Here is a 26,179-nt window from a genome sequence, read left to right as displayed (position 1 = left end):
CGGACTGGACGGCTGGGACGTCGAAGTCGAGCGTGTGGATGAGACGAGCCGCGTGAAACTCGGGCAGACTAGCCGACGCCGCTTTGGTCATCACCATGAAGCGGGCCAAGGGTCCGCTGGTGTTCGACCTGGCCCTCTGCGTTGTGCTGTTCACCCTGCCCACCTTGGCGCTGTCGGTCACCATCCCGATGGTGCGGGGCAAGAGGAAATTCGTGCCGCCGTTCGGTACCTGGTATGCCGCGATGCTGTTCGCCATCGTCCCGCTGCGCGGGATCCTGCTCGGCTCGCCACCACCGGGATCCTGGATCGACCAGGCGGTGGTGCAATGGGTGCTGATCGGGCTGGTGGTGGCCATGAGCCTGTACATCATCGCCCTGGGTGCGGTAGGGCGACTGATTTCCGGAGGCGGGCGCCGGGGGTTATCCACAGGCCCGACGATCGGACTGGAAAGCGTCGGCACCGGGGTGACGTTTCGAACACATGTTCGATAAGCTACCGGCGGAGGTGATCGCCGGGTTCGACGAGCTTTTTGAGCGGCGCCATCCGAAGGCGACGCCGGAATCGGGCACGCTGCTCGAGCAGGTCTCGTGCTTGTCGCGCGCCGAGAACCGGGCGGCCGCCGGACAGTTGGCGGCGATCGGGGCATTGTTCGCCTATCGGTTGTCGCGGTGTGCGGAGTCCGAGGAGTGGGCGGTAGACACCGAGGCGGCGGTGTCCGCCGAGGTGGCCGCGGAGCTGCGGATCAGTCAGGGATTGGCGGCCAGCCGGATGCAGTATGCCCGGGTATTGCGCGAGTGGCTGCCTCGCGTCGCGGAGGTGTTCGCCAGCGGCGACCTCGATTTTCGGATGGTGCAGACGCTGGTGTATCGCACCGATCTGCTCACCGATGTCGACGTGTTGGCCGCCGTGGATGCGCAGTTGGCGGTGTCGGTGGCGTGCTGGCTTCCCCTGACCCCGGCCCGGCTGGCCGCGCAGGTCGACAAGGCGGTGGCCCGCGCCGATGCCGATGCGGTGCGTAGGCGCCGTGACGGCGCGGCAGGCCGGGAGGTTGGATCGATGATGGGCGACGGGGTTGGCCCGCCTCGAAGGAGTACTGCTCAGCCCGGACGTTGCGGCCCTGGATGCGCGGCTGGACGCGGTGGCAGCCACCGTTTGTGCCCAGGATCCGCGCACCCGCGAGCAGTGCCGCGCAGATGCATTGGGCGCGTTTGCGGTCGGGGCGGATCGGCTGGGATGTCGTATGCGGGCGCGTCGATTGCGCGGCCGGCGGGGCCGGCGCCAGGCGCCTCCCGTGGTCATCATGTCATCGCCGAGCAGGCCACCGTGGCCGGCCGTGGCAGCGCGCCGAGTTGCCAGCTCGGTGCGGAGGGGTTGATTCCGCCCGAGCTGGTCGCCGAGGCCAAACACGTGCCGCTGATCCACCCCGCCGACGTGCCACCTGAGCCCAGCTATGTGCCATTTGGTGAAAACGTTCTGGGGCTGGACCGAGAAGCAACTGCCCGACGGCACGCTGATTTTGACCTCCCCGGCCGGGCCGCACCTACGTGACCACGCCGGGCAGCGCCCTGCTGTTTCCCAGCCTGTGCCGGGCCACCGGGGGCCTTGCTGCCCCGAGGCCAAGCCCCCGCAGGACTACTGCGGCGAGCGCACCGCGATGATGCCCCGCCGACGGCGCACCCGGGCCCAAGACCGCAGCACCCGCGTCGCCGCAGAACGCCGACAGAATTGGGCGGCCCGACTGGTCACCCGTGCCGCGCGCACCGGTCCCGCCGCCCCACCCGAGACCGACGCGGAGTCGCCACCCTCCTAGGGAAGGCTGCCCCGCGCACTGGGCTAATGAGGTCGGACCGGGAATTTGGCGCTGAGTAGCTCGTCACCTAGACTCTAGAGTCTGCCTTGGGCAGACCTCGGCCGGTGCGTGCAAGCGTCACAGGCCCCGCGTGCCCTTCGGTGACAAAGACCGCGCACGTCAGGTTGGTGGGCCTCGTTTGTGGGGGCCTCGCAGAGGCGTTTCCTGCCGTGCACACGTGAACTTCAGTCAGGAGATCGAGTGATTCAGCAGGAATCGCGGCTGAAGGTCGCCGACAACACCGGCGCCAAGGAGATCTTGTGCATCCGGGTGCTCGGTGGTTCGTCGCGACGCTACGCCGGCATCGGTGATGTCATCGTCGCCACCGTGAAAGACGCCATCCCCGGCGGCAATGTCAAGCGGGGCGACGTCGTCAAGGCCGTCGTGGTGCGCACCGTTAAAGAGCGCCGGCGTCCCGACGGCAGCTACATCAAATTCGACGAGAACGCCGCGGTGATCATCAAGCCCGACAACGACCCGCGCGGGACGCGCATCTTCGGGCCGGTCGGGCGTGAACTGCGTGAGAAGCGATTCATGAAGATCATCTCGCTGGCTCCGGAGGTTTTGTAAATGAAGGTCAAAAAGGACGACACCGTCCTGGTGATTGCGGGCAAGGACAAGGGCGCCAAAGGCAAGGTGCTGAAGGTCTACCCCGGCCACAACCGTGTGCTGGTCGAGGGCGTCAACGCGATCAAGAAGCACACCGCCATTTCGACCAACCAGCGCGGAGCGCGGTCCGGCGGAATCGTCACGCAGGAAGCGCCGATCGACGCCTCCAACGTCATGGTGGTCGACTCCGACGGCAAGCCGACCCGCGTCGGATACCGGGTCGACGAGGAAACCGGTAAGCGCGTCCGTATCTCCAAGCGCAACGGCAAGGACATCTGAGGCTATGACCACAGCAGAGAAAGTGCAGCCGCGCCTGAAAGAGCGCTACCGCAACGAGATTCGCGATGCGTTGCTCAAGGAGTTCGGCTACCGCAACGTCATGCAGATCCCGACGGTGGCCAAGGTCGTCGTCCACATGGGCGTTGGCGACGCGGCTCGCGACGCCAAGTTGATCAACGGCGCCGTCAACGACCTGGCGCTGATCACCGGGCAGCGGCCCGAAGTCCGCAGGGCGCGCAAGTCCATTGCACAGTTCAAGCTGCGTGAGGGCATGCCGATCGGCGCGCGGGTGACCCTGCGGGGAGACCGCATGTGGGAGTTCCTCGACCGGCTGACGTCGATCGCGCTGCCGCGTATCCGTGACTTCCGCGGGCTCTCGCCCAAGCAGTTCGACGGTGTCGGCAACTACACCTTCGGCCTGTCCGAGCAGTCGGTGTTCCACGAGATCGACGTGGACAAGATCGACCGAGTTCGTGGCATGGACATCAATGTCGTCACCTCGGCGACGACTGACGACGAAGGACGAGCGCTGTTACGGGCCCTCGGCTTTCCGCTCAAGGAGAACTGAGCATGGCCAAGAAGGCATTGGTCAACAAGGCCGCGCGCAAGCCGAAGTTCGCGGTGCGCGGCTACACGCGCTGCAACAAGTGCGGCCGCCCGCGTGCGGTCTTCCGCAAGTTCGGCCTGTGCCGGATCTGCCTGCGCGAGATGGCGCACGCCGGCGAGCTGCCGGGCGTGCAGAAGAGCAGCTGGTAACAGCCGAGATCCCAGGACCAACCCAGAACAGGTGCGCGACAGACCCGGACCGGGAACCACCGCGAGGAAGGTGACAGACACTGTCATGACTGCGACAACGACGATGCAGAGCGCAGCGATGAAGAGGAGTTGCGCTCGATGACGATGACGGACCCGATCGCAGACTTCTTGACACGTCTGCGCAACGCCAATTCGGCATACCACGACGAGGTGACGTTGCCGCACTCCAAGCTGAAGGCCAACATCGCGCAGATCCTCAAGGGCGAGGGCTACATCAGCGATTTCCGGACCAAAGACGCTAGGGTCGGCAAGTCGCTGGTGGTTCAGCTCAAGTACGGCCCCGGCCGGGAGCGCAGCATCGCCGGCCTGCGCCGGGTGTCCAAGCCCGGTCTGCGCGTGTACGCGAAATCTACCAATCTGCCGCGAGTGCTCGGTGGTCTGGGCGTGGCGATCATCTCGACCTCCTCGGGCCTGCTCACCGACCGTCAGGCAGCCAGACATGGCGTGGGCGGCGAAGTCCTCGCGTACGTGTGGTAGGCGGGGAGAGGTAACGAAAGACTATGTCGCGCATTGGTAAGAAGCCGATTCCGGTTCCCGCAGGAGTCGACGTCACGATCGACGGTCAGAGGGTCTCGGCTAAGGGTCCCAAGGGCACCCTCGACCTGACCGTGGCCGAGCCCATCACGGTGGAGCGCAGTGCAGACGGCGCCATCGTGGTCAACCGTCCGAATGACGAGCGGGAAAGCCGGTCGCTGCACGGGCTGTCGCGCACTCTGGTCTCCAACCTGGTCACCGGCGTCACGCAAGGTTACTCCACCAAGATGGAGATCTTCGGCGTCGGTTACCGGGTGCAGCTCAAGGGCTCCAACCTCGAGTTCGCGCTCGGCTACAACCACCCCGTGGTGATCGAAGCCCCGGACGGCATCACCTTCGCCGTCGAGTCGCCGACGAAGTTCAGTGTCACCGGAATCGACAAGCAAAAGGTCGGCCAGATTTCGGCGAACATCCGCCGCCTGCGCCGCCCGGACCCGTACAAGGGGAAGGGCGTGCGCTACGAGGGTGAGCAGGTCCGCCGCAAGGTCGGAAAGACAGGTAAGTAGTCATGGCGCAAAAGCAAGCTACCGTCAAGCGGAAGCCGGTGGGGCAGAGCGTATCTGCAATTCGCCGGGTTTCCCGGCTGCGTCGGCACGCCCGCCTACGCAAGAAGATCTCGGGCACCCCGCAGCGCCCGCGGCTGGTGGTGAACCGCTCCGCGCGGCACATCCACGTGCAACTGGTCAACGACGAGAACGGCACCACGCTGGCCGCCGCCTCGTCGATCGAGGCCGACGTGCGTGGGCTGGACGGGGACAAGAAATCCCGCAGTGTGCGGGTCGGCCAGTTGATTGCCGAGCGCGCCAAGGCGGCCGGCATCGACAGCGTGGTGTTCGACCGTGGCGGATACACCTACGGCGGACGGATCGCGGCCCTGGCTGACGCCGCCCGCGAGAACGGATTGAAATTCTGATGACAACTGGAAGGATCGCGTAATGGCGGAGCAGTCCGCTGGGGGGCAAGGCGCCCCGGACGGCCGCGATTCCCGCGACTCCCGTGACGGACGGGGCCGCCGCGACGGCGGCCGTGGTGGTCGTGATAGGGACCGCGACTGCGACAAGAGCAACTATCTCGAGCGGGTCGTTGCCATTAACCGGGTTTCCAAGGTGGTCAAGGGTGGTCGGCGATTCAGCTTCACCGCTCTGGTCATCGTGGGTGATGGAGTCGGCATGGTCGGCGTCGGCTACGGCAAGGCCAAGGAAGTTCCGGCCGCGATCGCCAAGGGGGTGGAAGAGGCGCGCAAGGGCTTATTCCGGGTCCCGCTGATCGGCGGCACGATCACGCACCCGGTGCAGGGTGAGGCGGCCGCCGGGGAGGTGCTGCTCCGTCCGGCCAGCCCCGGTACCGGTGTGATCGCCGGCGGTGCGGCCCGCGCCGTGCTGGAATGCGCTGGGGTGCACGACATCCTGGCCAAGTCGCTGGGAAGCGACAACGCGATCAACGTGGTGCACGCGACGGTGGCCGCGCTCAAGCTGCTGCAGCGCCCGGAGGAGGTGGCCGCACGCCGCGGTCTGCCGATCGAGGATGTCGCCCCCGCCGGGATGCTCAAGGCACGACGTGAAAGTGAAGCGCTGGCTACGACCGCCGCGCGCGAGGGAACGGCACAGCAATGAGCCAGTTGAAAATCACCCAGGTGCGCAGCACCATCGGTGCGCGCTGGAAACAGCGAGAGAGCCTGCGGACTCTGGGCCTGCGACGGATTCGCCATTCGGTGGTTCTCGAGGACAACCCGCAGACCCGCGGGCTGATCGCCGTGGTGCGCCACCTCGTCGAGGTGGAGTCGGCGCCTGAAGGGAAGACACAATGACCATCAAGCTGCACGACCTCAAGCCCGCCCCCGGGTCGAAGACGGCGCGCACCCGTGTCGGTCGCGGTGAGGGATCCAAGGGGAAGACCGCAGGCCGTGGTACCAAGGGCACCAAGGCGCGCAAGAACGTGCCGACCACCTTCGAGGGTGGTCAGATGCCGATCCACATGCGGCTGCCCAAGCTCAAGGGGTTCCGTAACCGGTTCCGCACCCAGTACGAGATCGTCAACGTCGGTGACATCAACCGGCTGTTCCCCGAGGGCGGTGCCATCGGCATCGCGGAGCTGGTGGCCAAGGGTGCGGTTCGCAAGAACTCGTTGGTGAAGGTTCTGGGGGACGGCGACCTGACCGTCAAGGTCGAGGTGTCTGCGCACAATTTCAGCGGCAGCGCCCGCGAGAAGATTACCGCCGCCGGCGGCTCGGCAACCGAAGTTTCCTAACACCTTTCGGATTTCGCAACGGCCCCCGCGCACATCTGCGCGGGGGCCGGGTTAGTGTCGTCACACTAGATGGGTTCACCGTGCTTGACTCTGCTACTCACATAGATAACGTATCGTTACGATAACGACGTCTATCCAATGACCTCGCGAAAGGTGCTCCCCATGGTCAGTACGCAAGCAAAAGAGTTCGCCGACTTTTCGGCGCGCTGAGTGCCCGCTCCGCCAACCCCCACTCCGACCTGGCCGCGGTGCGCTACGTGGTCGAGACGATGCACGTCGCGACCACCGAACCCGAGGGTGTCAGCTACGCGGAAGTGAACGCCGGCGGCGTGCAGGCGCTGTGGTGCATTCCCGCCGACAGTGACCCCGGAGCGGGTGCTGCTGCACAACCACATGGGCGGCACCGTCGTCGCGTCGATGTACTCCGACTGTAAGGGCCGCCGCGAACATTGCGCAGGCGGCGGGCGCCCGGGCCCTGGTGCTCAACTTCCGGCGGGCGCCCGAACACAAGTTCCCCCCGCCCCCCAGATCGAAGATGTGCGCAACGCCTATGATTGGCTGCTGTAGGGCTACCGTCCGGAAAACATTGCCAGCATTGACCATTCGATCGGCGGCAACTTCCAGGTCGGTCTGGCCATCGCGCTGCGCGACGGAGCCGCGATGCCGGGCGCGATCGTGTCGATTTCTCCGTGGGTCGACCTGACGCTGTCCGACAACAACGCCGACCGGGACCGGCTGTTGTCGCGTCCGCTTGCGGAGTTCTTCCGGTCCTCGTGGTTGGACGGCACCGGCGTCAGCGCCGACGGACCCGCGGGTCAGCCCGATCACCGCCGACCTGTCTGGCCCGCCGCCGATCGCGGTGTTCTGGGGCAGTGACGAAGTGCTCGCCGGTGAGGACGCGAAGTCCGCCCGGCGCCTCGAGGCCGCCGGCAACGAGGCGCGTGAGGTCGAGGGCGGGCAACACTCCTTCATCATCTCCGCCGGCTGGGTGCCCGAAGTCGACGACGCGATCGCCGAAATGGGGAAGCGGCTGATCGCCAAACTCGGACGCTGATCAGTTCAGCTGCGGAATCACCTCTGCGGCAAGGCGTTCCATTTGCTCACGATTTTCCGGCACATCCAGGCCGAGAGGATTCAGCAGCAGCGTCTGCGCCCTGGCGTTGATCGCCTCTTTCAGCCCACGGGCGACGTTGTCGGGGGTGGCCGGATACCGGGAACGTGTCGACGCCGGGCATCTGGCCGTAGAGGCGGCGCAGGCCGTCGAGCACCCGCTCGCGAGCACGAGCCGCGTCGTCGTCGATCATCAAGTAGACGCGCTTCCTGATCGGGAAGCGCGCCGAATCTTTCCCTGTTCGGCTAGTTCACGCTGGACGCCGGGGACCGTCGTGGCAAAGGCTTCGGTGCTCGACGCGCCTGCGCCCATGTACGCGTCGCCGAGGCGTACCGCCCTGGCCAGCGCCTTGGGGGCTACGCCGCCGAACCAGATCGGCGGGTGCGGCCGCTGGATCGATTTGGGCTGGAACGGTAGGTCGGCGACGTCGCGGAACCGGCCGTGGAAATCCACCGTCGGATCGTCGGACTAGGCCGCCTTCATCAACTTCAGGCCCTCGGTGAAATACGAGATGTAGGTGTCCTTTTCGACACCGAAGGCGGCCAGCGCGGGTCCGCCGCGGCCCGGTGCCACGCCGACGTCGAGCCGGCCGTGGCAGATCCGGTCGAGCGTGGTCACCGTGGAAGCCAACTCCAGCGGCTCGTGCTGGGACTTCACCAGCACGGCCACCCCGAGCCGCAGCCGCTCCGTGTACGCCGCGCAGAAGGACAGCAGTTCCAGCCGAAGATGTTGCCGTAGAAGATCATTCCGATGCCGAATGGGATCGTGACGATACCGCCGCCCAGCGGGATGATCGACAGCGTCGTCAGCAGAATCGCGAAAATGAAGAAGCCGTGGTGAAACCCGGCGATGTAGATCGATGCGGCCTCGGCCACGCCTTGGCACAACGCGATGACGAACTGGCCGAACACGGTGTCGCGCACCATGGCGCCCGTCTTGCGCAGGTACAGCTTGGTGACTTCGGGCCCGAGCGGATTGAGCTGACCCGAGCAGCGTGCGCAACCTCTCCCGGTGCACCAGCAAGGCCAAGAATACGGGTCGGTGGTCTTGACACAGTCGGAGATGCTGCCCAGCGTGCGGGAGACCTGGACGACGGCCAGGACCCCCAGCAGGCCGACCTGCACGATGACCATCGCCAGCGCCGACAACAGGGTGCAGGCCGCCGCCAGGCCGGTGCCCAGCTGCCGGTTGAACCGGGTGAACAGCGTCGTGAACAGATTACGCCCCGACAGCAGCCACGACGATGAGTACGAAGAAGTCGCGCAGGAAGTAGGCGCCGAACAGCAGCGCGATCAGCGTGAAAACCGCCAGCGCGTTTTTGTGTGAGCGTGAATTCGGTGTTCATCCGCCGCCCTCCGCCTCGCTGTTGTGCTGAACCCTAGCCTGCGACGGCGGTTTTCGGCAGCGGCCTCGCGGTGTTACCGGGAACGCCGGGCGGTCTTAGCCGCCAGCGCTTCGCGTTCCATCTGGTGGTACATCTCCACGTAGTACGACAGGCACTCGGTGAGTGCCTTCTCAGTGGTGAACAGGGGCTGGTAGCCGAGATCCCGGGTCGCCTTGGCGACCGAGAAGAAGTTGTCCAGGTACAACCGCTCCACGGCCAGCGGTTCCAGTAGCGGCGCCGGGATGCCGAACCGGAAGTGCAGGCGCTGCCATCCGGTCATGGCCGCGCGTACGATAGGCCCGTTGACGCGGAGGCGGGGCCAGGTTTGCCCGCACGCTTCCACCACTGGTCGGGCGAACTCGAACATGTTGATCGGCTCGGCATCGTTGATGAAGTACGCCTGGCCGGGTGCGGTGCCGCCGGGCACCAGGTGCTGGGCGGCCAGCAGAAAACCGTAAATCAGGTTGTGCACGTAGGAGTTATCCAGCCGGGCCGACTTGCGGCCGATCAGCACCTTGACATGCCCGGCGATCACGCTTTCGAACAGCTTGCGGAACATGGTCTGGTCGCCGCGGCCCCAGATTCCGCTGGGACGGATCGCGCATGTCAGCATGCTGGCAACACCGTTCTGGGACAACACGTATCGCTCTGCCACCACCTTGGTCTCGGTGTAAAGGTCGTTGAAACGTGTGGTGTAGGGCATGGTCTCGTCGCCGCCCGCGATGTTCTGGCCGCCCATCACGACGCTGTTGGAGGACGTGTAGACGAATCGCTGCACGCCCGCGGCGCGGCCGGCGGCCACCAGATTCTGGGTACCGCCGACGTTGATGGCGAAGCTGCGCTGACGGTATTCGTCGGTCACCGACACGCCGCCCATCAGGTCGATGATTGCCGCGGTGTGGAACACGGTGTCGATGCCGTCCACCGCCTGCGCGCAGACGGCCTCGTCGGTGATGTCGCCCTGCAACACCTGCAGTTGCGGATGCGGGGGCAACGGCGAGGGGGCCCGGTCGAAGGACCGTACTGAGTATCCGCGGTCGAGCAGTGTGGTCACCAGGTTGGCGCCGACAAACCCGGAGCCCCCGGTGACCAGAACGCGCCCGAGCTCGGTGGTCAGCGCTGCATCACCCATGCCGCAGAGGATAACTGAAACATGTTCCAATTTAAAACCTGAACAATCGGGTTTTCTGAATAACCCTGTTCAGGCGTCGTCGCCGTGGCCTGCTGCCAGCGCGTCCTCCACACGCTTGCGGGCGCCAGCTAAGTGTTCCTCGCAGCGTCTTGCCAGCTCTTCGCCGCGTTCCCACAGCTTCAGCGATGCGTCGAGGTCCAATCCACCCTTTTCCAGCGTGCGCACGACCTCGATCAGCCCGTCCCGGCACGCTTCGTAACCGAGCTGACTAATGGGTGTAACCGCATCGCCTTTGCCACGGCCCGTGCGGTTCGTATCGCGGTCGTTGTCGTCAGTGACCATCGGTCAGCCCTTCACTCACCGCCGCTACTGCGCCGTCGGAAACCCGGACCCGTAACGCGGTGCCGGCCGGCGCGTCGTCCACGGAGCGCAGCACGCGCATGGGCTCGCCGGAGCCGGCCCCGGGCACCGTCTGCACCACCGCATAGCCGCGGGCCAGGGTGGCCGCCGGGCCCAGGGTGGCCAGCCGCGCGCCGAGGTGGCCGACGCGTTCGGATTCGGCGGCGACCAGCCGGGCGATGTCGCGGCGGACCGCCGTGCGGGCGCGGTGGATTTCCTCGGCCCGAGCGGTCAACGCGGTCAGCGGTTTGGCCAGTACGGGACGGCTGCGCAGCTGGGTCAAGGCACGCTGTTCGTGCGACACCCAATTGCGCAACGCCTGCGCGCTGCGCCGCCGCAGATCGCGAAGCAGTTGTTGCTCCGCGGCGGTGTCGGGGACCATCTTCTTGGCCGCGTCGGTGGGCGTGGCGGCCCGCAGGTCCGCGACCAGATCGCAGAGCGGATTGTCCGGTTCGTGGCCCACCGCGCTGATCACCGGAGTGCGGCAGGCCGCGATCGCCCGGCACAGCGTCTCGTCGGAAAACGGTAGCAGATCCTCGACGCTGCCGCCCCCGCGGGCGAGCACGATCACGTCGACGGCCGGGTCGCGGTCGAGTTCCTTTAGCGCGTCGACGATTTGGGCAACCGCGTTGGGTCCCTGCACGGCGGTGTTGCGGATGGCGAAACGCACGGCCGGCCAGCGGGCACCGGCCACCGTCGTGACGTCGCGCTCGGCGGCGCTGGCTCGTCCGGTGATCAACCCAATCACGTTGGGCAGGAAAGGAATTGGCCTCTTGAGTCGTAGGTCGAACAGGCCTTCGGCGTCCAGCAGCCGGCGCAACCGGTCGATGCGGGCCAACAGTTCGCCGACACCCGCGGCGCGGATCTCGGACAGCCGCAACGAGAACGTGCCACGCCCGGTGTAGAACGACGGCTTACCGCAGACCACCACCTGGGTGCCCTCGACCAACTTCACCGGCGCATTGTGCACCAGGTCGCGCGGGCACGTCACGCTGAGCGACATGTCGGCCGCCGGGTCCCGCAGCACCATGAACACGGTCTTGGAGTCGGCGCAAATGTTGATCTGGGCCAACTGCCCTTCGACCCACACCGTGCCCAGCCGGTCGATCCAGCCCGCGACCCGGATCGCGACGGCGCGAACCGGGAACGGGTTTTCGGCCGAGTTCGGCCCCGGATTCGCCGCTCGCGTCACTTGGCGGTCGCGCGGGTGATCCTGTTGGCCAGCAACGTCTGAAACGGGGCCCGAGCCTTGGTGGCCTGCTCGTAGGCCAGCAGCTCTTCGAGTTCGTCGACGCCCAGTGACTGCACGCGGGCGCGCAGCTGGGCCAGCGTCAACGCCGGGTAGTCGAGCTCGGCCGCCACCGACGGCTCGGGGACCGACGCGTTGCTGGGCTGACGGGTCGCCGGTGCGCCGGCGTCTACCGCGGCGTCGGCGACCGAGTATAATGCGAACCGGCCCTCGGCCCGGCGATCACCGCCGGCTCCTTCGGGCAATTCGGCGCCGCCCGCCACGTCGTCGGCGTCGTTAGTGTCCTCGTCAAACGTCGCCCAATCCGGCTTCTCGTCCTTGGGCGGAAAGATGGATTCCAGGGTCGAATCGCCCTTGATCACCAGCTCCGCCAGATTCTGCTGAAACCGCATCACCAGGTGCGTCGCCTGACTGGCTACCGTCATCGGGCACATCAGGATTGTCTTCGGCAGTCTCAGCGTTTCCTCGACCGCGACTGTCGCTGCGCCGATCAGTAGCCGAACTCCATACGGTGCCGTAGCCATGCATCCCAGATTGCCCTAAGCCGCGGCGAAGTCCAAGCCCAGCGCCGCGAGCTGGCAGTGCCGTGTCGGCAGAACGTATACCCTGGATGCCATGCCGCCGACTGTTGACATGGGGATTCCCGGCGCATCCAGCTCGGTAACCACCGATCCGTCTAGCAAACGAGTGCTACTGGCGGAGCCGCGCGGTTATTGCGCGGGCGTGGACCGGGCCGTCGAGACGGTCGAGCGCGTCCTGCAGAAGCATGGCGTGCCGGTCTACGTGCGGCACGAGATCGTGCACAACCGGCATGTCGTCGACACCCTGGAAAAGGCCGGCGCGGTTTTCGTCGAGGAGACCGACCAGGTGCCGGAGGGGGCCATCGTGGTGTTCTCCGCGCATGGCGTGGCGCCGACGGTGCACGCGGCCGCCGCCGCGCGCAACCTGCGCACCATCGATGCGACCTGCCCGTTGGTGACCAAGGTGCACAACGAGGCGCGCCGATTCGCCCGCAACGACTACGACATCCTGCTGATCGGCCACGAGGGCCACGAGGAGGTCAGCGGGACGGCCGGCGAGGCCCCCGAGCATGTGCAACTGGTCGACGGCGTTTCCGCGGTAGACGACGTGACGGTCCGCGACGAGAACAAGGTGGTGTGGCTGTCGCAGACTACGCTGTCGGTCGACGAGACCATGGAGATCGTCGAGCGGCTCCGGGAGCGATTCCCCAGGCTGCAGGACCCGCCGAGCAACGACATCTGCTATGCGACGCAGAACCGGCAGGTCGCGGTCAAGGCGATGGCGCCCGAATGTGAGCTGGTGATCGTGGTCGGCTCGCGCAATTCGTCGAATTCGGTGCGGCTGGTCGAGGTGGCCAAGGACGGCGGCGCGGCGGCCGCGCACCTGGTCGACTGGGCCGACGACATTGACCCGGCGTGGCTGGAGGGTGTGCGGACGGTCGGAGTCACCTCCGGTGCATCCGTTCCCGAGGGGCTGGTGCGCGGCGTGCTGGAGCGGCTGGCCGAAGCCGGCTTCGACGTGGTGCAGCCGGTGACGACCGCGCAGGAGACGCTGGTGTTTGCGCTGCCCCGCGAGATCCGTTTGCAGCCCTGAACAGAACCTAATCAGGCCCCACTCAGGTGTCGTATTCCCATGAGTTCGCGGGCGGTCGTCCCTGCGTCCGGCCGTTGGCTTGCGGCCGGACGCGACGATCTCCGCGGTACTCCTCGGACGGGCCCGATCCGCGGTAGCGCACCTGCGAGATCGGGGGATGCGTCGAGTCCGGGCTGCCGGTGCCGTTGGTCGCGGGCCGACGGCGGGGCTCCGGGGGTCGCTGATAGGACTCGTACGGGTCGTAGGACTGGTAGCGGCGGTAGGGATCCCGCGAGCTGGGCGGTTCATAGCGGTCGGGGTCATCGAACCGGCTGGTGCGCGGGGCGGGGCGTTCGTACGGGCTCCGGCGGCCGCGTGGGTCGCGGCTTTCCCGCGGCGACTGCGCGCGCGGGTCATCCTGTGGTTTCGGACGGCGCCGCGGCGACCGGTGCGAGGGATCGGCGGGATCGACATCACGAGGCGGTGGCTGGTGCCGCCGGCGCGGACGCTCGTCCGGGGCGCCATGGTCGTCGTTCGGCGCCGGGCGGGCGTGGTGGGATCGGTTTCGGGTAGCGCCGGACCGGGAGCCGCGGACCGGGCGGCCGGATTTGGTCGTTCCCCGCGCCGGGCGTCGCGCGGAGTCTGCGTCGTGCTTATCGGGGTCCTCGGGGTATTCCTGCGGCGACGCGACGCCCAGCAGCGAGTTGAGTTTCGCGCTGACGGCCTGGAGGAGCGACGAACCGGCCAGGCTACCGGCGTCGTCTTTGGCGGCCATCCGCTGTGACGCCGCGAAGTACCATCTGATCAGGCCGATCAGCAGCACCCCGCCGGCGGTACCCAGCATCAGCGGGAACCGCTCGATCAGCGGATAGCCGCAGTTGATCAGCAGGTCCTTGAGGCTGCCGATCTTGCCGCCGTGGAACAGCCAGTAGGCGCCGGGGACGGCGCAGAACAGGATCAACGGTGGCTGGATGACCGCGGTGAATAAGCCGTCCTTTCGCACGGCCAGCACTGCCGCCACACAGCCCGCTATATAGAGGCAGGCGAAAATGCCGGTAAGCTCCTTGTGCCCGACCCCGGAGTCGATTCCATAGCCGACGGCAGTGCCGGTCACGGCGATGAGCAAGGCGACCCACCACGGCACGCCCGGAATGTTGGGATGGGCCGAGCGATGGGCAGCTTCTACTGCCGAGGTTCCCCGCTGCGCTGACACATGTAGACCGTACCGGGAATGGCCCCAAACGCCCGTAAATAGCTTGTTAGGTATGCCGCGCGTGCCATGGCGCCGTGCATGAAACGGTCCGCGGCGCCCGGGGGACCCCGGCGCGGCCCCTAAACTTGGTTCCCCGTGAGCCTGAGCCTGGGAATCGTGGGCCTGCCCAATGTCGGCAAGTCGACTCTGTTCAACGCGCTGACCCGTAACAACGTGGTGGCGGCGAACTATCCGTTCGCCACGATCGAGCCGAACGAGGGCGTCGTCTCGCTGCCCGACCCGCGACTGGAAAAACTGGCCGAGCTGTTCGGTTCGGAGCGGATCGTGCCGGCGCCGGTGACGTTCGTCGACATCGCCGGAATCGTCAAGGGTGCCTCCGAGGGCGCGGGGCTCGGTAACAAGTTTCTGGCCAACATTCGGGAGTGCGACGCCATCTGCCAGGTGGTGCGGGTGTTCGCGGACGACGACGTCGTGCACGTTGACGGCAAGGTCGACCCGCGCTCAGACATTGAGGTGATCGAAACCGAGCTGATTCTCGCCGACATGCATACCCTGGAGCGGTCGATTCCGCGGCTGGAGAAGGAGGCTCGCAACAACAAGGAGCGCAAACCCGTGCACGAAGCGGCAGTCGGCGCCGAGGCGGTGCTCGACTCGGGTAAGACGCTGTTCGCCGCTGGCGTCGACGGGTCGGTGTTGCGCGAGCTGAACCTGATGACCGCCAAGCCTTTTCTGTACGTGTTCAACGCCGACGAGTCGGTGCTGACCGACGAGGCCCGCAAGGACGAGTTGCGCGCGATGGTCGCCCCGGCCGACGCGGTGTTTCTCGACGCGAAGATCGAGGCCGAGCTGCAAGAGCTGGACGACGAATCGGTGCCAGAACTGCTCGAGTCGATCGGGCAGACCGAGCGGGGACTGGCTGCGTTGACGCGAGCCGGTTTTCACACACTCAAGCTGCAGACGTATTTTACCGCGGGCCCAAAAGAGGTGCGAGCATGGGTGATTCACCAAGGCGATACCGCGCCCAAGGCCTCCGGGGTAATCCATTCCGACTTCGAGAAGGGCTTCATCAAGGCCGAGGTCGTGTCGTTCTACGACCTGGTGGAGGCCGGGTCGATGGCGGCGGCCAAGGCGGTCGGCAAGGTCCGCATGGAGGGCAAGAACTACGTGATGGCCGACGGCGACGTGGTCGAATTCCGTTTCAACGTGTAGGGGCCGGCCCGGGGTTCGGCCTTCTTCGGTTGTCGGTGGGGGTCTCTAGCATCGCAGTACCAGACGCTGTGGGTGGCAGTGTCACGGCACCCAAACGGAGAACCTTGAAATTCGTCTAGACCCGTATCATCACCGCTGACGTCCCCCGCCTCGTCGCGTTCTACGAAATGGTCACCGGCGTCTCCGTGGGGCAACAAGTTGTTCGCCGAGATCCCAACGCCGGTCGGGGTGTTGGCCATCGGTAGCGACAAGACCGTTGCGCTGTTAAGTCCGGGATCGGCGGAACCGACGGCCAACCGCAACGCGATCATCGAGTTTACTCTTTGCGTCCCTGCGCAGGGCCTGATGAAGATCGATGCCGCACCGCACCGCCTGGTCGGGCCGGGCGAAGGCGATCATGAAACCGTCGCCCTGGCTCTTGACCACGTGGCCGAAGTGGTGCTTGACCAAACCGGAGACGAACTTGTCGTACGAGCCGATCAGCTTGACCCACGCCCGGTCTCCGATCCGCTCGTTCAGCGCGGTGGATTCCTCGATGTCGGAGAACAGAATCACCACCCGGCCGGTCGGCGGCGTCACCCGGGCAAAATCGGGTCGTTCGACCTCTGCCCAGTCGGCGAGGTCCTCGATGCTGCTGCTGCGCACGGCCGCGCCAAAGCCTTCCTTGCGCATCACGTTCGCAGTGTTCCACACCGTCTTGACGACCTCACGACCCCCGGGAGATCAACCAGCTGCGCGTGTCGGCGCGCTGCCTCAGCTCCTCGGCCTCGGCCCGGCTCCGCGCCAGCAACCTCCACAGCACCGCGAGCGCGCCGGCCTCGGCCACGGCGATCCCCGTCAGCGCGTAGAGCGCGACATGCAGCGCGTCACCCACACAGGCATCCTCGCAAAGCCCCCGATTGCTAAGGTTGTCGGGCCTATACGCAATGTCTAGGGTTGACGGCGAACGCTCCGGGTAGTGAATCTCAAGAAACTGATCAGGTGATCTTTGGGAGGTTCGGTCTTGGCCGAAGACGGTGGGCGTTCGTCGAATTTGATGGTGATCTTCGGGATCACCGGAGATCTGGCCCGCAAGATGACATTCCGGGAGTTGTACCGGCTGGAATACCGACACTTGCTGGACTGCCGAATCCTGGGTGTGGCCAGCGACGACATCACGGTGGACCAACTCGTCGGCCGTGCCCGCCAGGCCATCGCCGACGCCGGGGAAAAGATCGACGAAACGGTCTTTAAGCGGTTCGCGGGCAGGCTGAGCTACCTGCACGGCGACGTCACCGACGGCCAGCTCTACGACTCGCTGGCCGAGATGATCGGGTCGGATTGCCGCCCGCTGTACTACCTCGAGATGCCGCCATCGTTGTTCGCGCCGATCGTGGAGAACCTGGACCGGGCCGACCTGCTGGAAGGCGCGCACGTCGCCGTCGAAAAGCCGTTCGGCCACGACCTGCAGTCGGCTCGCGAGTTGAACGGGCGGCTGCGGGCGGTGCTCGACGAGGACCAGATTCTGCGGGTCGACCACTTCCTGGGCAAGCAGCCGGTGGCCGAACTCGAATGCCTGCGGTTCGCCAACCAGGCGCTGGCCTCGATGTGGGACCGGCAGAGCGTGTCGCAGATCCACATCACCATGGCCGAGGACTTCGGGGTCCAGGACCGCGGCAAGTTCTACGACGCGGTCGGCACGCTGCGCGACGTGGTGCAGAATCACCTGCTGCAGGTGCTCGCCCTGGTGGCAATGGAACCTCCAGTCGGCCCCAGCGGCGAAGACCTCAACGACAAGAAGTACGAAGTGTTCCGCTCCATGCCGACGGTGAATCCCGCGCACTGCGTGCGCGGCCAGTACCGCGGCTATACCGACGTGCTCGGCGTCGCGAAAGACTCAACGACCGAGACGTTCATCGCGCTGCGGACCGAGATCGACAACTGGCGCTGGTCGGGCGTGCCGATCTTCCTGCGGGCCGGAAAAGCGTTGGCGGAGAGGGTCACTGAGGTTCGATTGTTTCTGCATCACGTTCCCCGGCTCGCCTTCCTCAACCACAAGGGCCCGGACGAACCCAACCAGCTGGTGCTGCGCATCGACCCGGACCCAGGTATGCGCCTGCAGATATCCGCTCAGGTCGGTGACGCGTTTCGCGACGTTCATCTGGATTCCGAATTCGCGGCCGATCTGGGCGAGGCGGAGCGGCCCTACGAACTGCTGTTCCAGGCCGCGCTGGCGGGTGATCACCAGCTCTTTGCGCGGGAGGACAGCATCGAGGAGACGTGGCGGATCGTTGCGCCCTTGCTGGACAAACCAAGTGACATTCATCAGTATGAGCCGGGGTCCTGGGGCCCGGAGGTCGCGCAGTCGCTGCTGCCCGGTCAACGCCGTTGGCAGGAGCCGTGGATGCCGGCGAACACGAACGCCGCACAGTAAGGAGACCGGAGACAATGCAGCTGGGAATGATTGGCCTGGGCCGGATGGGCGCGAACATCGTCCGCCGCGTGGTCAGCGGTGGACACGAGGGCGTGGTGTACGACCACGACGAGGACGCCGTCAAGACGCTGGCCGCCGAAGCGGGGATGACCGAAGCATTCTCAGTCGCGGAGCTGGCCCAGAAGATGACCACGCCGCGGGTGGTGTGGGTGATGGTGCCCGCCGGCGACATCACCACGTCGATGATCGAGGAGCTCGCCGCGACGCTGGACCCCGGCGACATCGTGATCGACGGCGGCAACTCGTACTACCGGGATAACCTGAAGCACGCAAAGTTATTGGCCGAGAAGGGAATTAATCTCCTGGACTGCGGAACCAGCGGCGGTGTCTGGGGCCGGGAGCGTGGCTACTGCCTGATGATCGGCGGTGACGACGAATCCTTCGCCCACGCCGAACCGCTGTTCGCGACCATCGCGCCCGGTGTGGATGCGGCGCCGCGGACTCCCGGTCGTGACGGCGAGGTCGCCACGGCCGAGAAGGGCTATCTGCACTGCGGCCCGTCCGGGGCGGGCCACTTCGTGAAGATGGTCCACAACGGAATCGAGTACGGGATGATGGCCTCGCTCGCCGAGGGGCTCAACATCCTGCGCAACGCCGACGTGGGCAACCGCGTCGTCAAGGGAGATGCCGAAACCGCCCCGCTGTCCAACCCCGAGTGCTACCGCTACGACATCGACATTCCCGAAGTTGCCGAGGTGTGGCGGCGGGGCAGCGTCATCGGCTCCTGGCTGCTGGACCTGACGGCGAGCGCGCTGTACGAATCGCCCGATCTACACGAGTTCTCCGGGCGGGTGTCCGATTCCGGGGAGGGCCGGTGGACGGCGATCGCGGCGATCGACGAGGGCGTTCCCGCGCCGGTGTTGACGACGGCGCTGCAGTCCCGCTTCGCCTCGCGCAGCCTCGACGACTTCGCCAACAAGACGCTCTCGGCGATGCGCAAGCAGTTCGGCGGCCACGCGGAGAAACCGGCCAACTAGCCGGTCAGCCGCCGGACGAAGTCCACGACGGTGTCGGTGAAGGCGTCGTTGTCGCCCACCGACGGCGGTGTGCCCGGCGTGGGACAGCTCGACGAATTCCGCGCGGCACAGTGTCCAGGAAATGCTGGACGCCCTCGGGGCTGACGACATCGGAGAGCTTGCCGCGGATCAGCAGAATCGGGATGTGCAGCTGCGCGGCGGCCCGCTCGAACTTGTCCGTCCGCAGTTCCGGGTCGTCGCCGGGGGCGGTCATGAACGCCGGATCCCAGTGGCCAGTACCCAACAGTCGTTCACCAAAGCGGTGATCATGTCGGTGCCCGTCCCGGCCGCTTTCCGCGGCCAGGTCAGCGAGCGGGGCCGGCTGATTCGGCTGCTGCCATACCAGTTGCTGCGCAGCTGGTACATGTTCTACTTCCAATTGCCTTTGCTGCCAGGGCGTTCCACGCGCTGGATCCTGCCACTGTTGTGGCGGCGATGGTCGCCGGGTTACGGGAACCCGAGGAGGACCTGCGCCACGTTGACGCCGCGATCGGAACGCCGGAGAGCTGGCGGGCGGCGCTGGACACCTATCGGGCCACGCTGCGCAACACCGCAGCCGTCGCAGCCGTTATGCCGAACTCAACGAGCAATGGACCGAGGCGCCCATCCTGCCCAGCCTGTATCTGCACGGCCGTGACGACGGCTGCATGACTTCGGCGTTCGCGCACTGGACCGCCAAGGTGCTGCCGGCCGGGAGCGACGTAGAGCGATCATCGACCACGCCGGCCATTTCCTGCAGCTCGAACAGCCCGAGAAGGTCGCCGAACGGGTGCTGGCATTCATCGGCTCACCCGGCTGACGCCGTGACTCGCGTCGTGTCCGGGCGGCGAATGGCGGCCGTCGACGCGCATTTCTACTGGATGTCGGCCAAAATCCCCAGCGACGAGTTCCTGCTCTACGCCTTCGACGGTGCGCCCGCCGACCTGGATCGGGTCATCGCACGGGTACGCAGCCGGGCGCGGTGGTGGGCGTTTACCCGTAGCTTGGCTTGGACGCTCGGATGCAGCGCATCCGCGCCGACCTGACCAACGCCCGGCGGCGCTTCGAGCATCCCGCGACAAAGAGCGGCAGTCGGGCCTTCGCCGCGGTGCCCGCCCCGCTGCTGCGTTGGGGCACCTCACAATTCGACGCCGACGCCCGGCACACTGAAGTGCTCGGCATCACCGTGCTGTCCAGCGTCAACCGGGGTCCGGCCGATCTGCGTTTCGGGGACGCGCGGGTGGTGCTCACGGCCGGCTATCCGGCGTTGTCGCCGGCCATGGGGCTGACGCAAGGCGTGCACGGCATCGGTGAGACGATCGCGATCAGTGTCCACGCGGCGGAGTCAGGCTTCGGCGACATCGACGCCTACGTCGAATTGCTGGCCGCCGCGCTGTGACCTATTGCGCGTCGCCGGATCGAGCCGCTTCCTCGCGGGTGAGCCCGGCGGCGCCGATCAACTCCTCGTGCCATTCGAACCACACGGTGTGGTAGGAGTCGGCCAGCGGCCGGGTCAGGAAGGAGTTGTCGCCGTCCCTGATCTTCTCAAGAGCCGCAACTAATTTCGTAGAATATGCGGTGATCCGGGGCAGTTGGGCGGCGACGGCCGCGATGATCGGCAGCACCCTGGCGTGCACCGCGTCCAGACGGGCCAACACCGCGGCGTCGTAGTCGACGTCGTCGTGAGGATTGGGCCGGCCGCCCTTGACTTGCCAGTCGGTGACCAGCGACTTGAACTCCGCATTCACGCTTCGGAAGTCGGCGTAGGCCGCGGTGATCGCACCCATGTCGACACCGTCGCGTTCCTCGGCGAGCAGCGCTGCCAGCCGGTCGCGGCCGTCGGGGCTGATGCGCAAGGTCGCCCCGCCGGCCAGCAGGCCCGCGGCGGTCAGCCGTTCGGCGATCCGGGTCACGGTGGCGACGTCGTGCCCCAGGGTGGCGGCCAGATCCGTCGGCGATACCCGGCCCTTGAGCCGAACCGCTTGCAGCACCGCAAGTTCCGTCATGTCCTTTCCCTCAGCCGCAGCGCGGCCAGCATCGCGATCAGTGGTGAGTCCGACAATACATCCGTCTGGCCCGCGTCCAGGGCGGTGCGTACCGCTTCGTCGGAGGTGTCGGCCAGTCCGGGGTAATCGCCCTCGGCGTGCGCCCGCAGCGGGCTGATCTGCCGGGCGATGTCGGCGAGCTCGCGTAACTTCGGGGTGTCGCTCTCCGACCAGGAGGACGGTGTCAGATTGCCTTCTCGAACTTCGCCTTCGCAGCCGTCGACGGTGATTTGTCTGCCCGCCAGCGCGGCGGCAACCCCGTGGCCGCATCCCACCACCGCGACCCGGCCGAGTTCGCGGCTGACCACCGCCGCATGGCTGGCCGCCCCGCCCACCTCGGTGACAATGCCCTGCACGGCGAGCATCCCCAGGACATCCTCGGGCCGGGTGTGGTCGCGGACCATGATGACCTGCTCACCCCGGTCGGCGGCCGCCAGCGCCTCATCCACTTCGGTGTAGGCCTTGCCCGACGCAACACCCGGACATGCGGGCAAGCCCTGCGCTAAAAGCGGTGCGGATAACCGTGTTTCGGGCTGCAGGGCGGGCCGCAGCAGGGCTTCGACGTGGGCCGGGGCCACCCGGCGCAGTGTCTCGGCCGGCTCGATGAGTCCCTCATGCAGCAATTGCAGCGCCAGCCGCACCGCCGCATGTGCCGAGCGTTCGGCCGAGCGGGTCTGCAGCAGCCAAAGCTTGCCGTCTTCGACGGTGAACTCGATCTCCTGCACGTCGGAGCCGAGCCGCTCCAGGGTGCGCGCGGCGTCCATCAGTTCGTCGTAGACGGCGGGCTGTTCGTCGCGCAGTGCGGTGATCGGTTCGACGTCGACCAATCCCGAGACCACGTCGTCGCCCTGGCCGCCGGGCAGCCACTCGCCGAACGGCTCGTTGGCCCCGGTGATGGGGTTGCGTGAAAAGAACGCTCCGGCACCAGAATTGGGACCGTGATTGCCGAACACCATGGCCTGTACGACCACCGAGGTGCCGCCCCGGTCGTCGAGGCCGTAGTGGTCGCGGTAGGCGACCGCGCGCGGCGAATTCCACGACGCGAACACGGCTTCGATGGCCGCCCGCAGCTGCGCGTACGGGTCGGCGGGGACCGACTGCGATCCTACGACGCGCCGATACATGCCGGTAAATCGAGATCGGGTGTCGCGGGCGAACTTTGCGGATCCGGCTGCGGCCAGCGCGTGCTCGACGGCGTCGTTGCTGCCGACGTTCAGGATCGTGTCCATCATGCCGGGCATCGAGAGGTTGGCTCCCGAGCGCACGCTGACCAGCAGCGGCCGCGGCCCCTGGCCGAACGTGCGGGAGGTCTCGGCCTCCAGCCACCGCATCCGGTGCAGCACGTCGTCCCAGATCGCGTCGAGCGTCGCGGCGGGGTTTCGCAGATACCGCGATCTCACTTCGGTGGTGATGCAGAACGCGGGCGGCACCGGCAGCTTGTGCCGGCGCATCACCTCGATGCCGTGGCCCTTGTTGCCCAGAAGTTCCCGCGAATGGTCCGCGTCGCCGTTCAGCAACACCAAGGTGTGGTCGGTGGAGGCCGCACGCTCAGTTGCATGCCCGTCACCTCGCGCGATACGCGCCGTGGTTCACCCCCTCCTGATCCGGCTGGTTTCGGCAAACGCGGGATGTCGTTATGTTCCCATACCGCTCGCCGGACACCGCGGCTTATGGTTGCTGCAAACCCATCGCCCCAATGATCTAGGTTTGCACGTATGACTCCCTATGACGTCGGATTACTGCTCCTGCGGCTGGTGTTGGGCCTGACGTTGGCCGCACACGGCTACAACAAGTTCTTCGGCGGTGGCCGGATTCCGGGGACCGCGAGTTGGTTCGAGAGCATCGGCATGAAGCCGGGGAAGTTCCACGCTACGGTGGCCGCCACCACCGAAGTCGCCGCGGGCCTGGGACTGGCGGCCGGGCTGTTGACCCCGATCCCAGCCGCGGGCTTCGTCGCCCTGATGCTGGTCGCGGCGTGGACGGTGCACCGGCGCAACGGGTTCTTCATCGTCAAGGAAGGCTGGGAGTACAACCTGGTCCTCGCGGTCAGCGCGGTGGCGGTGGCCACGCTCGGACCGGGCCGGCTCAGCCTGGACTGGCTGATCTTCGGGACCCACAACCCGCTAATCGGCTGGCCCGGCCCGCTGATCGCGGTGGGACTGGGCCTCGCGGGCGGACTGGGCCTGTTGCTGATCTTCTACCGCCCGCCGGCCCAGCAAGCCGGCTGATCACGGATCGTCGTTGCCGCCACCGCGCTAACTGCTCGGGGTGGTGGACGGTGTTGGTGCGCGGTTGGCCGCGATTAAGGTGCGGCGGCGGGGATCCATTCGGTGTCCCCGTTGGCGTGTTTGCGGGTGAGCCAGCCGCCCGGTTTGACCAGCCGATGGTGCGTTCCGCAGACGAAGGTCAAATTGTCCATGTCGGTTGCCCGGCAGGTCGCGTAGTCGTCGACGTAGTGGACCTCGCAGAGGTAGCTGGGCACGTCGCAGCCGGGCGCCGAACAGCCACGGTCCCTGGCGTGCAGCACAATTCGCTGTCCGGGTGAGGCCAGTCGCTTGGCGTGCCACAGGGCCACCGTCCGGCCTTTGTCGAAAACCGCCAGATAGTGATCGGCGTGGGTGGCCAGCCGGATGACATCGTTGATCGGTAGCCGGGTTCCGTCTCCGGTGAGGCCGGTGCCGGTGGCGGTTTCCAGTTCGCGCACCGTGGTGCTGACGATGATGGTGGCCGGACGCCCGTTGTGCTGGCCGAGTTCGCCGTTGGCCAGCACGGCCTCGACCGTGGCGCACGCTTCGGGAGTCAGCCAGCCGTTGAGCCGTGACATGCCGTAGACGTCCTGCTTGCCCAGCACTAGTCTGCGCCGGCGGGCCCGATCAAGGTCGGTGAAGTTGCCATCGGGGTTGAGGCACCAGGCGAGCCGGTCGGCGAGCTTGTGCAGTTGCTCGAGCCGAAACTGGGTCGCGTGGTGAGCCAGCTGTTGTTCGGCCAGCGCTTGGGTTTCGACGTCCACCCACTGCGGCAGTTGATCGAAGAACCGCCGAATCGCCGCGACGTGGCCGGCGCCGATGGCACCCTCGCCCTGGGCGGCGGCGGTGGCCGGTAACCGCGCTCCAAGCGCTCGCCGGTGAGTGCTTGGAGCGGGCCCAGATCGGAGGCCCATCGGGCCGACTCGGCGCGGCTGATATGCAGCCGCTCGGCTAGGGCGTGGGTGAGTTTCCCCATCTCGTCGGGGGTGGCCTGGTGCGATCTAGGTGATCAGCTGGTGACCGGGAGCCTGCACGCGACGCGTCTCGTGTTCGAGAGTCTGCAACAGCCCAAAGCGTTCCGGGAGGGTCAGCGCGTCATAGGAATGCGCTCGGATGCGCGAGACGGCGGCGCGTAATGCGTCATGGTCCGCCGCGATCCTCTCTCGATCCATGGAACACATGTGCGAATTATCGCGGTCCACCGACACAAACGACCGGCCAGTAACCACTGAAATCAAAGTGGAGCAAGTGATTTTAAGATCATCGTGCTAGGCCACCGCGACGGTTTCGGCGGCGATCACCTCGGATGCGGCGCGCTCCCCGGACCGCACGGCACCGTCGATCCATCCACACATGACAGCCGGGCTTTCGGTGCCCGCCCAGTGGATGCGACCGCACGGCTCGCGCAGCGTGTAGCCGTATTCGATCAGCACGCCGGTGGGGTGTGCCCGAATCATTCCGCCACCCGAATAGCGATCGACCGTCCAGTTCTGCTCGTGGAATTCGTGTGGAGCTTGGGCTTTGGTGCCGAACCGGTCGACCAGTTCGCCGATGATCAGCGCCCTGCGCTCGGCCTCGTCGAGCCGGCTCAGCCGGCGCGCGGCGGGTCCTTCGGTGATCACGCACATGATCCCGCGGTCCCCGGTGTCGGTGCAGGCGTCGATGGTCAGGGTCGCCGGAGAGTTCGTCGCCGCGGACTGGCCGGAGAATCCGTCGGCACGCCAGAACGGCTCGTCGTAGAAGATCGACGTCTTGATTACCACGCCGCTCGGCACGCGCTGGTGCAGAAATGCGCGGTCCCACCGGGAGTATCGGCTCGTAGTGGATCGAGGTGGCGATCGCCAGCGGGATCGCGACGATGGTCCGACGTGCCCGCACCGTCAGATCGGCCGCGCTGACCGTGACGCCGTCGGCATCCTGGGTGATCTGCCGGACCGGTTGCGACAGGTGCAGCGCGTCACCGAGTGCGGCCACCATCGGCCGGTGCAGGGCGCCCATGCCGCCGACCCGGAGGCGCATTCTGGGAGCCGCCCCTGCCCGAAATCGCGAAGGTGAGCCCGCCGGCGGAGACGGTTTGCAGCAGTCCCCACAACAACTTTGCAGCAGTCCCCACAACAACGAGGTCTCTGACGCCGCCGACGTGTACAAGCCGGCGAACGCTATATCCAGCATCTCGGCCGCTTCTTTGGACATCGAATTCTTTTCGATCCATTGCCCGGCTGATGCGGTCCCACTCCTGCGCCTTCTTCGCCTCCCACGGGGCTTCGCGCGGAATCGCCTTGCACATCTTTTCGATGGCGGCCAACCCGATGCCGAGGTTGGCGACCGCCCACGGGGCTCACGGTTTACGGGATGGTGCCGCCGTAGCGGTGCTTCTTGCCGCCGACCACCATCATCGCGTCGCCGTCGTTGTGCTGCTTGTATTCTGGTACGCCGCACTCGCTCATCAACGCATAGATCCGGTCCTGGCCCGGCCCGATCCACGCGCCGCCGCGGTCGATCGACACCCCGTCATCGCGGGTGACGGTGAATGTGCGGCCACCCACCCGGTCACGCGCTTTCAGCAAGGCCACCGGTGGCCCGCCTGTTGCAACCGCAACGCGGCCGTCATGCCCGCGAACCCCGCCCCGACCACGCAATAATCGACGTCCGCCACCAGGGCTCCCCGTTTGCAGGTTGTTGCCAGCAGCAAACTACACCGAATGTGTGTCGGGAACAACGGTTCGGCGCGATTCGAGCGCCGGCGGCTTGATTTATTTTGACGTAGATTCAAATTAAAACCGTTGAAGAAACTGG

30 protein-coding genes and 9 pseudogenes are annotated in these 26,179 nt (G+C 66.5%); 25 read left to right on the top strand and 14 right to left on the bottom strand.

From position 1 onward, the window contains the following. Positions 1-95: 95 nt before the first annotated feature. The 16 genes from FQ389_RS22155 to FQ389_RS19140 all read left to right on the top strand — a co-directional run bounded on the left by FQ389_RS22155 (position 96) and on the right by FQ389_RS19140 (position 7,388). Positions 96-491, top strand: coding sequence for a DUF4436 domain-containing protein (locus FQ389_RS22155; RefSeq protein ID WP_260860518.1), 396 nt, complete (start codon positions 96-98; stop codon positions 489-491). Then, the gene (locus tag FQ389_RS23065; RefSeq protein ID WP_456085316.1) at positions 481-1,548 is read left to right on the top strand and encodes a DUF222 domain-containing protein; all 1,068 of its coding nucleotides are present in this window, start codon (positions 481-483) and stop codon (positions 1,546-1,548) included. The genes FQ389_RS22155 and FQ389_RS23065 overlap by 11 nt, the downstream gene beginning before the upstream one ends. Beyond that, entirely contained in the window at positions 1,517-1,810 is a 294-nt protein-coding gene (locus FQ389_RS19155; RefSeq protein ID WP_260860517.1) for a hypothetical protein, read from the top strand. Before FQ389_RS23065 ends, FQ389_RS19155 begins: the two co-directional genes overlap by 32 nt. 240 nt (positions 1,811-2,050) lie before the next feature. After that, the gene (rplN, locus tag FQ389_RS05535; RefSeq protein WP_003403649.1) at positions 2,051-2,419 is read left to right on the top strand and encodes a 50S ribosomal protein L14; all 369 of its coding nucleotides are present in this window, start codon (positions 2,051-2,053) and stop codon (positions 2,417-2,419) included. Continuing rightward, positions 2,420-2,737 (top strand): 50S ribosomal protein L24, encoded by a 318-nt coding sequence (rplX, locus tag FQ389_RS05530; protein WP_144206299.1) that lies wholly within the window; start codon positions 2,420-2,422, stop codon positions 2,735-2,737. Between the two features lie 4 nt (positions 2,738-2,741). Further along, a complete protein-coding gene (gene rplE, locus FQ389_RS05525; protein WP_144206298.1) occupies positions 2,742-3,305 on the top strand; it encodes a 50S ribosomal protein L5 in 564 nt (187 codons plus the stop codon). Positions 3,306-3,307: 2 nt separating this feature from the next. Next, a complete protein-coding gene (locus tag FQ389_RS05520) occupies positions 3,308-3,493 on the top strand; it encodes a type Z 30S ribosomal protein S14 (RefSeq protein ID WP_003873499.1) in 186 nt (61 codons plus the stop codon). Between the two features lie 138 nt (positions 3,494-3,631). Continuing rightward, positions 3,632-4,030 carry a 30S ribosomal protein S8 gene (gene rpsH, locus FQ389_RS05515; protein WP_144206297.1) on the top strand — a complete coding sequence of 133 codons (399 nt, stop codon included), beginning with the start codon at positions 3,632-3,634 and terminating at the stop codon, positions 4,028-4,030. Between the two features lie 23 nt (positions 4,031-4,053). Then, positions 4,054-4,593, top strand: a complete 540-nt coding sequence (rplF, locus tag FQ389_RS05510; protein WP_144206296.1) for a 50S ribosomal protein L6 — start codon at positions 4,054-4,056, stop codon at positions 4,591-4,593. Between the two features lie 38 nt (positions 4,594-4,631). After that, a complete protein-coding gene (rplR, locus tag FQ389_RS05505) occupies positions 4,632-5,000 on the top strand; it encodes a 50S ribosomal protein L18 (RefSeq protein WP_186296281.1) in 369 nt (122 codons plus the stop codon). A gap of 22 nt (positions 5,001-5,022) precedes the next feature. Next, positions 5,023-5,700 (top strand): 30S ribosomal protein S5, encoded by a 678-nt coding sequence (gene rpsE / locus FQ389_RS05500; protein WP_144206294.1) that lies wholly within the window; start codon positions 5,023-5,025, stop codon positions 5,698-5,700. After that, entirely contained in the window at positions 5,697-5,894 is a 198-nt protein-coding gene (rpmD, locus tag FQ389_RS05495) for a 50S ribosomal protein L30 (RefSeq protein WP_144206293.1), read from the top strand. Before rpsE ends, rpmD begins: the two co-directional genes overlap by 4 nt. Continuing rightward, positions 5,891-6,334, top strand: coding sequence for a 50S ribosomal protein L15 (rplO, locus tag FQ389_RS05490; protein ID WP_144206292.1), 444 nt, complete (start codon positions 5,891-5,893; stop codon positions 6,332-6,334). The genes rpmD and rplO overlap by 4 nt, the downstream gene beginning before the upstream one ends. A gap of 248 nt (positions 6,335-6,582) precedes the next feature. Next, on the top strand, positions 6,583-6,768 hold the full coding sequence (locus FQ389_RS19150) for a hypothetical protein (protein WP_260860516.1): 186 nt from the start codon (positions 6,583-6,585) through the stop codon (positions 6,766-6,768). Between the two features lie 226 nt (positions 6,769-6,994). Continuing rightward, positions 6,995-7,210: a hypothetical protein gene (locus FQ389_RS19145; protein WP_260860532.1), complete on the top strand. Its 216-nt coding sequence runs from the start codon at positions 6,995-6,997 to the stop codon at positions 7,208-7,210. Then, positions 7,158-7,388 carry an alpha/beta hydrolase family protein gene (locus tag FQ389_RS19140; protein ID WP_260860529.1) on the top strand — a complete coding sequence of 77 codons (231 nt, stop codon included), beginning with the start codon at positions 7,158-7,160 and terminating at the stop codon, positions 7,386-7,388. The genes FQ389_RS19145 and FQ389_RS19140 overlap by 53 nt, the downstream gene beginning before the upstream one ends. On the opposite strand, the pseudogene FQ389_RS05480 reads toward FQ389_RS19140, so the two are convergent. The 6 genes and pseudogenes from FQ389_RS05480 to FQ389_RS05450 form a co-directional block, all read right to left on the bottom strand. Then, a pseudogene (locus FQ389_RS05480) lies at positions 7,389-8,165 on the bottom strand (LLM class flavin-dependent oxidoreductase); the annotation flags it as partial. Then, a pseudogene (locus tag FQ389_RS05475) lies at positions 8,165-8,790 on the bottom strand (AI-2E family transporter); the annotation flags it as partial. The pseudogenes FQ389_RS05475 and FQ389_RS05480, both read right to left, overlap by 1 nt. Before the next feature lie 73 nt (positions 8,791-8,863). Beyond that, positions 8,864-9,973, bottom strand: coding sequence for a 3-beta-hydroxysteroid dehydrogenase (locus FQ389_RS05465; RefSeq protein ID WP_144206339.1), 1,110 nt, complete (start codon positions 9,971-9,973; stop codon positions 8,864-8,866). A 57-nt stretch (positions 9,974-10,030) separates the two neighbouring features. Beyond that, positions 10,031-10,303, bottom strand: a complete 273-nt coding sequence (locus FQ389_RS05460; protein ID WP_144206290.1) for an exodeoxyribonuclease VII small subunit — start codon at positions 10,301-10,303, stop codon at positions 10,031-10,033. Continuing rightward, on the bottom strand, positions 10,293-11,552 hold the full coding sequence (gene xseA / locus FQ389_RS05455) for an exodeoxyribonuclease VII large subunit (RefSeq protein ID WP_144206289.1): 1,260 nt from the start codon (positions 11,550-11,552) through the stop codon (positions 10,293-10,295). The genes FQ389_RS05460 and xseA overlap by 11 nt, the downstream gene beginning before the upstream one ends. Further along, positions 11,549-12,133: a lipid droplet-associated protein gene (locus FQ389_RS05450; RefSeq protein ID WP_144206288.1), complete on the bottom strand. Its 585-nt coding sequence runs from the start codon at positions 12,131-12,133 to the stop codon at positions 11,549-11,551. Before FQ389_RS05450 ends, xseA begins: the two co-directional genes overlap by 4 nt. Positions 12,134-12,224: 91 nt before the next feature. Here FQ389_RS05450 and FQ389_RS05445 point away from each other — a divergent pair, with 91 nt between their 5' ends. Further along, the gene (locus FQ389_RS05445) at positions 12,225-13,223 is read left to right on the top strand and encodes a 4-hydroxy-3-methylbut-2-enyl diphosphate reductase (protein ID WP_144206287.1); all 999 of its coding nucleotides are present in this window, start codon (positions 12,225-12,227) and stop codon (positions 13,221-13,223) included. A 22-nt stretch (positions 13,224-13,245) separates the two neighbouring features. Here the strand turns inward: FQ389_RS05445 and FQ389_RS05440 are convergent, their stop codons facing one another. Then, entirely contained in the window at positions 13,246-14,415 is a 1,170-nt protein-coding gene (locus tag FQ389_RS05440) for a DUF6542 domain-containing protein (RefSeq protein ID WP_144206286.1), read from the bottom strand. Between the two features lie 135 nt (positions 14,416-14,550). Here FQ389_RS05440 and ychF point away from each other — a divergent pair, with 135 nt between their 5' ends. Together ychF and FQ389_RS05430 are read left to right on the top strand one after the other, a co-directional pair. After that, positions 14,551-15,624 (top strand): redox-regulated ATPase YchF, encoded by a 1,074-nt coding sequence (ychF, locus tag FQ389_RS05435; protein ID WP_144206285.1) that lies wholly within the window; start codon positions 14,551-14,553, stop codon positions 15,622-15,624. Between the two features lie 125 nt (positions 15,625-15,749). After that, positions 15,750-15,942, top strand: a pseudogene (locus FQ389_RS05430) (VOC family protein); the annotation flags it as partial. Here FQ389_RS05430 and FQ389_RS05425 read toward each other — a convergent pair. After that, positions 15,901-16,498: pseudogene (locus FQ389_RS05425) on the bottom strand (adenylate/guanylate cyclase domain-containing protein); the annotation flags it as partial. The pseudogenes FQ389_RS05430 and FQ389_RS05425 sit on opposite strands and share 42 nt — an antisense overlap. A gap of 129 nt (positions 16,499-16,627) precedes the next feature. Between FQ389_RS05425 and FQ389_RS05420 the strand changes: the two are divergent. Both FQ389_RS05420 and gnd read left to right on the top strand, forming a co-directional pair. Then, the gene (locus FQ389_RS05420) at positions 16,628-18,037 is read left to right on the top strand and encodes a glucose-6-phosphate dehydrogenase (protein ID WP_144206284.1); all 1,410 of its coding nucleotides are present in this window, start codon (positions 16,628-16,630) and stop codon (positions 18,035-18,037) included. 14 nt (positions 18,038-18,051) lie between these two features. After that, positions 18,052-19,074, top strand: a complete 1,023-nt coding sequence (gnd, locus tag FQ389_RS05415; RefSeq protein ID WP_144206283.1) for a phosphogluconate dehydrogenase (NAD(+)-dependent, decarboxylating) — start codon at positions 18,052-18,054, stop codon at positions 19,072-19,074. On the opposite strand, the pseudogene FQ389_RS05410 reads toward gnd, so the two are convergent. Continuing rightward, positions 19,071-19,345, bottom strand: a pseudogene (locus FQ389_RS05410) (alpha/beta fold hydrolase); the annotation flags it as partial. The gene gnd and the pseudogene FQ389_RS05410 sit on opposite strands and share 4 nt — an antisense overlap. Positions 19,346-19,363: 18 nt before the next feature. On the opposite strand from FQ389_RS05410, the pseudogene FQ389_RS05405 reads away from it, so the two are divergent. The 3 genes and pseudogenes from FQ389_RS05405 to FQ389_RS05395 all read left to right on the top strand — a co-directional run. Beyond that, positions 19,364-19,912 (top strand): annotated as a pseudogene (locus tag FQ389_RS05405) (alpha/beta fold hydrolase); the annotation flags it as partial. 4 nt (positions 19,913-19,916) lie between these two features. Beyond that, positions 19,917-20,138: a hypothetical protein gene (locus tag FQ389_RS05400; protein ID WP_144206282.1), complete on the top strand. Its 222-nt coding sequence runs from the start codon at positions 19,917-19,919 to the stop codon at positions 20,136-20,138. Beyond that, positions 20,072-20,491, top strand: a pseudogene (locus FQ389_RS05395) (DUF1298 domain-containing protein); the annotation flags it as partial. The gene FQ389_RS05400 and the pseudogene FQ389_RS05395, both read left to right, overlap by 67 nt. Position 20,492: 1 nt before the next feature. Here FQ389_RS05395 and FQ389_RS05390 read toward each other — a convergent pair. Both FQ389_RS05390 and FQ389_RS05385 read right to left on the bottom strand, forming a co-directional pair. Further along, positions 20,493-21,098 carry a winged helix-turn-helix domain-containing protein gene (locus FQ389_RS05390; RefSeq protein WP_144206280.1) on the bottom strand — a complete coding sequence of 202 codons (606 nt, stop codon included), beginning with the start codon at positions 21,096-21,098 and terminating at the stop codon, positions 20,493-20,495. Next, positions 21,095-22,714 carry a pyruvate, phosphate dikinase gene (locus FQ389_RS05385; protein WP_144206279.1) on the bottom strand — a complete coding sequence of 540 codons (1,620 nt, stop codon included), beginning with the start codon at positions 22,712-22,714 and terminating at the stop codon, positions 21,095-21,097. Before FQ389_RS05385 ends, FQ389_RS05390 begins: the two co-directional genes overlap by 4 nt. Before the next feature lie 138 nt (positions 22,715-22,852). On the opposite strand from FQ389_RS05385, the gene FQ389_RS05380 reads away from it, so the two are divergent. Next, positions 22,853-23,365 (top strand): DoxX family protein, encoded by a 513-nt coding sequence (locus tag FQ389_RS05380; RefSeq protein ID WP_144206278.1) that lies wholly within the window; start codon positions 22,853-22,855, stop codon positions 23,363-23,365. Positions 23,366-23,393: 28 nt separating this feature from the next. On the opposite strand, the pseudogene FQ389_RS05375 reads toward FQ389_RS05380, so the two are convergent. From FQ389_RS05375 to FQ389_RS05370, 3 genes and pseudogenes are all read right to left on the bottom strand, one after another. Next, positions 23,394-24,374, bottom strand: a pseudogene (locus FQ389_RS05375) (DUF222 domain-containing protein); the annotation flags it as partial. A gap of 10 nt (positions 24,375-24,384) precedes the next feature. Continuing rightward, complete coding sequence (locus FQ389_RS22150) at positions 24,385-24,555, bottom strand: hypothetical protein (RefSeq protein ID WP_407662766.1); 171 nt, start codon at positions 24,553-24,555, stop codon at positions 24,385-24,387. A 96-nt stretch (positions 24,556-24,651) separates the two neighbouring features. After that, a pseudogene (locus tag FQ389_RS05370) lies at positions 24,652-25,994 on the bottom strand (flavin monoamine oxidase family protein). Between the last annotated feature and the right edge of the window lie 185 nt (positions 25,995-26,179).

It is taken from the genome of Mycobacterium tilburgii (genome assembly GCF_902168065.1).
Classification (GTDB): domain Bacteria; phylum Actinomycetota; class Actinomycetes; order Mycobacteriales; family Mycobacteriaceae; genus Mycobacterium; species Mycobacterium tilburgii.
This window is presented reverse-complemented; position numbering and strand designations above follow the sequence as displayed.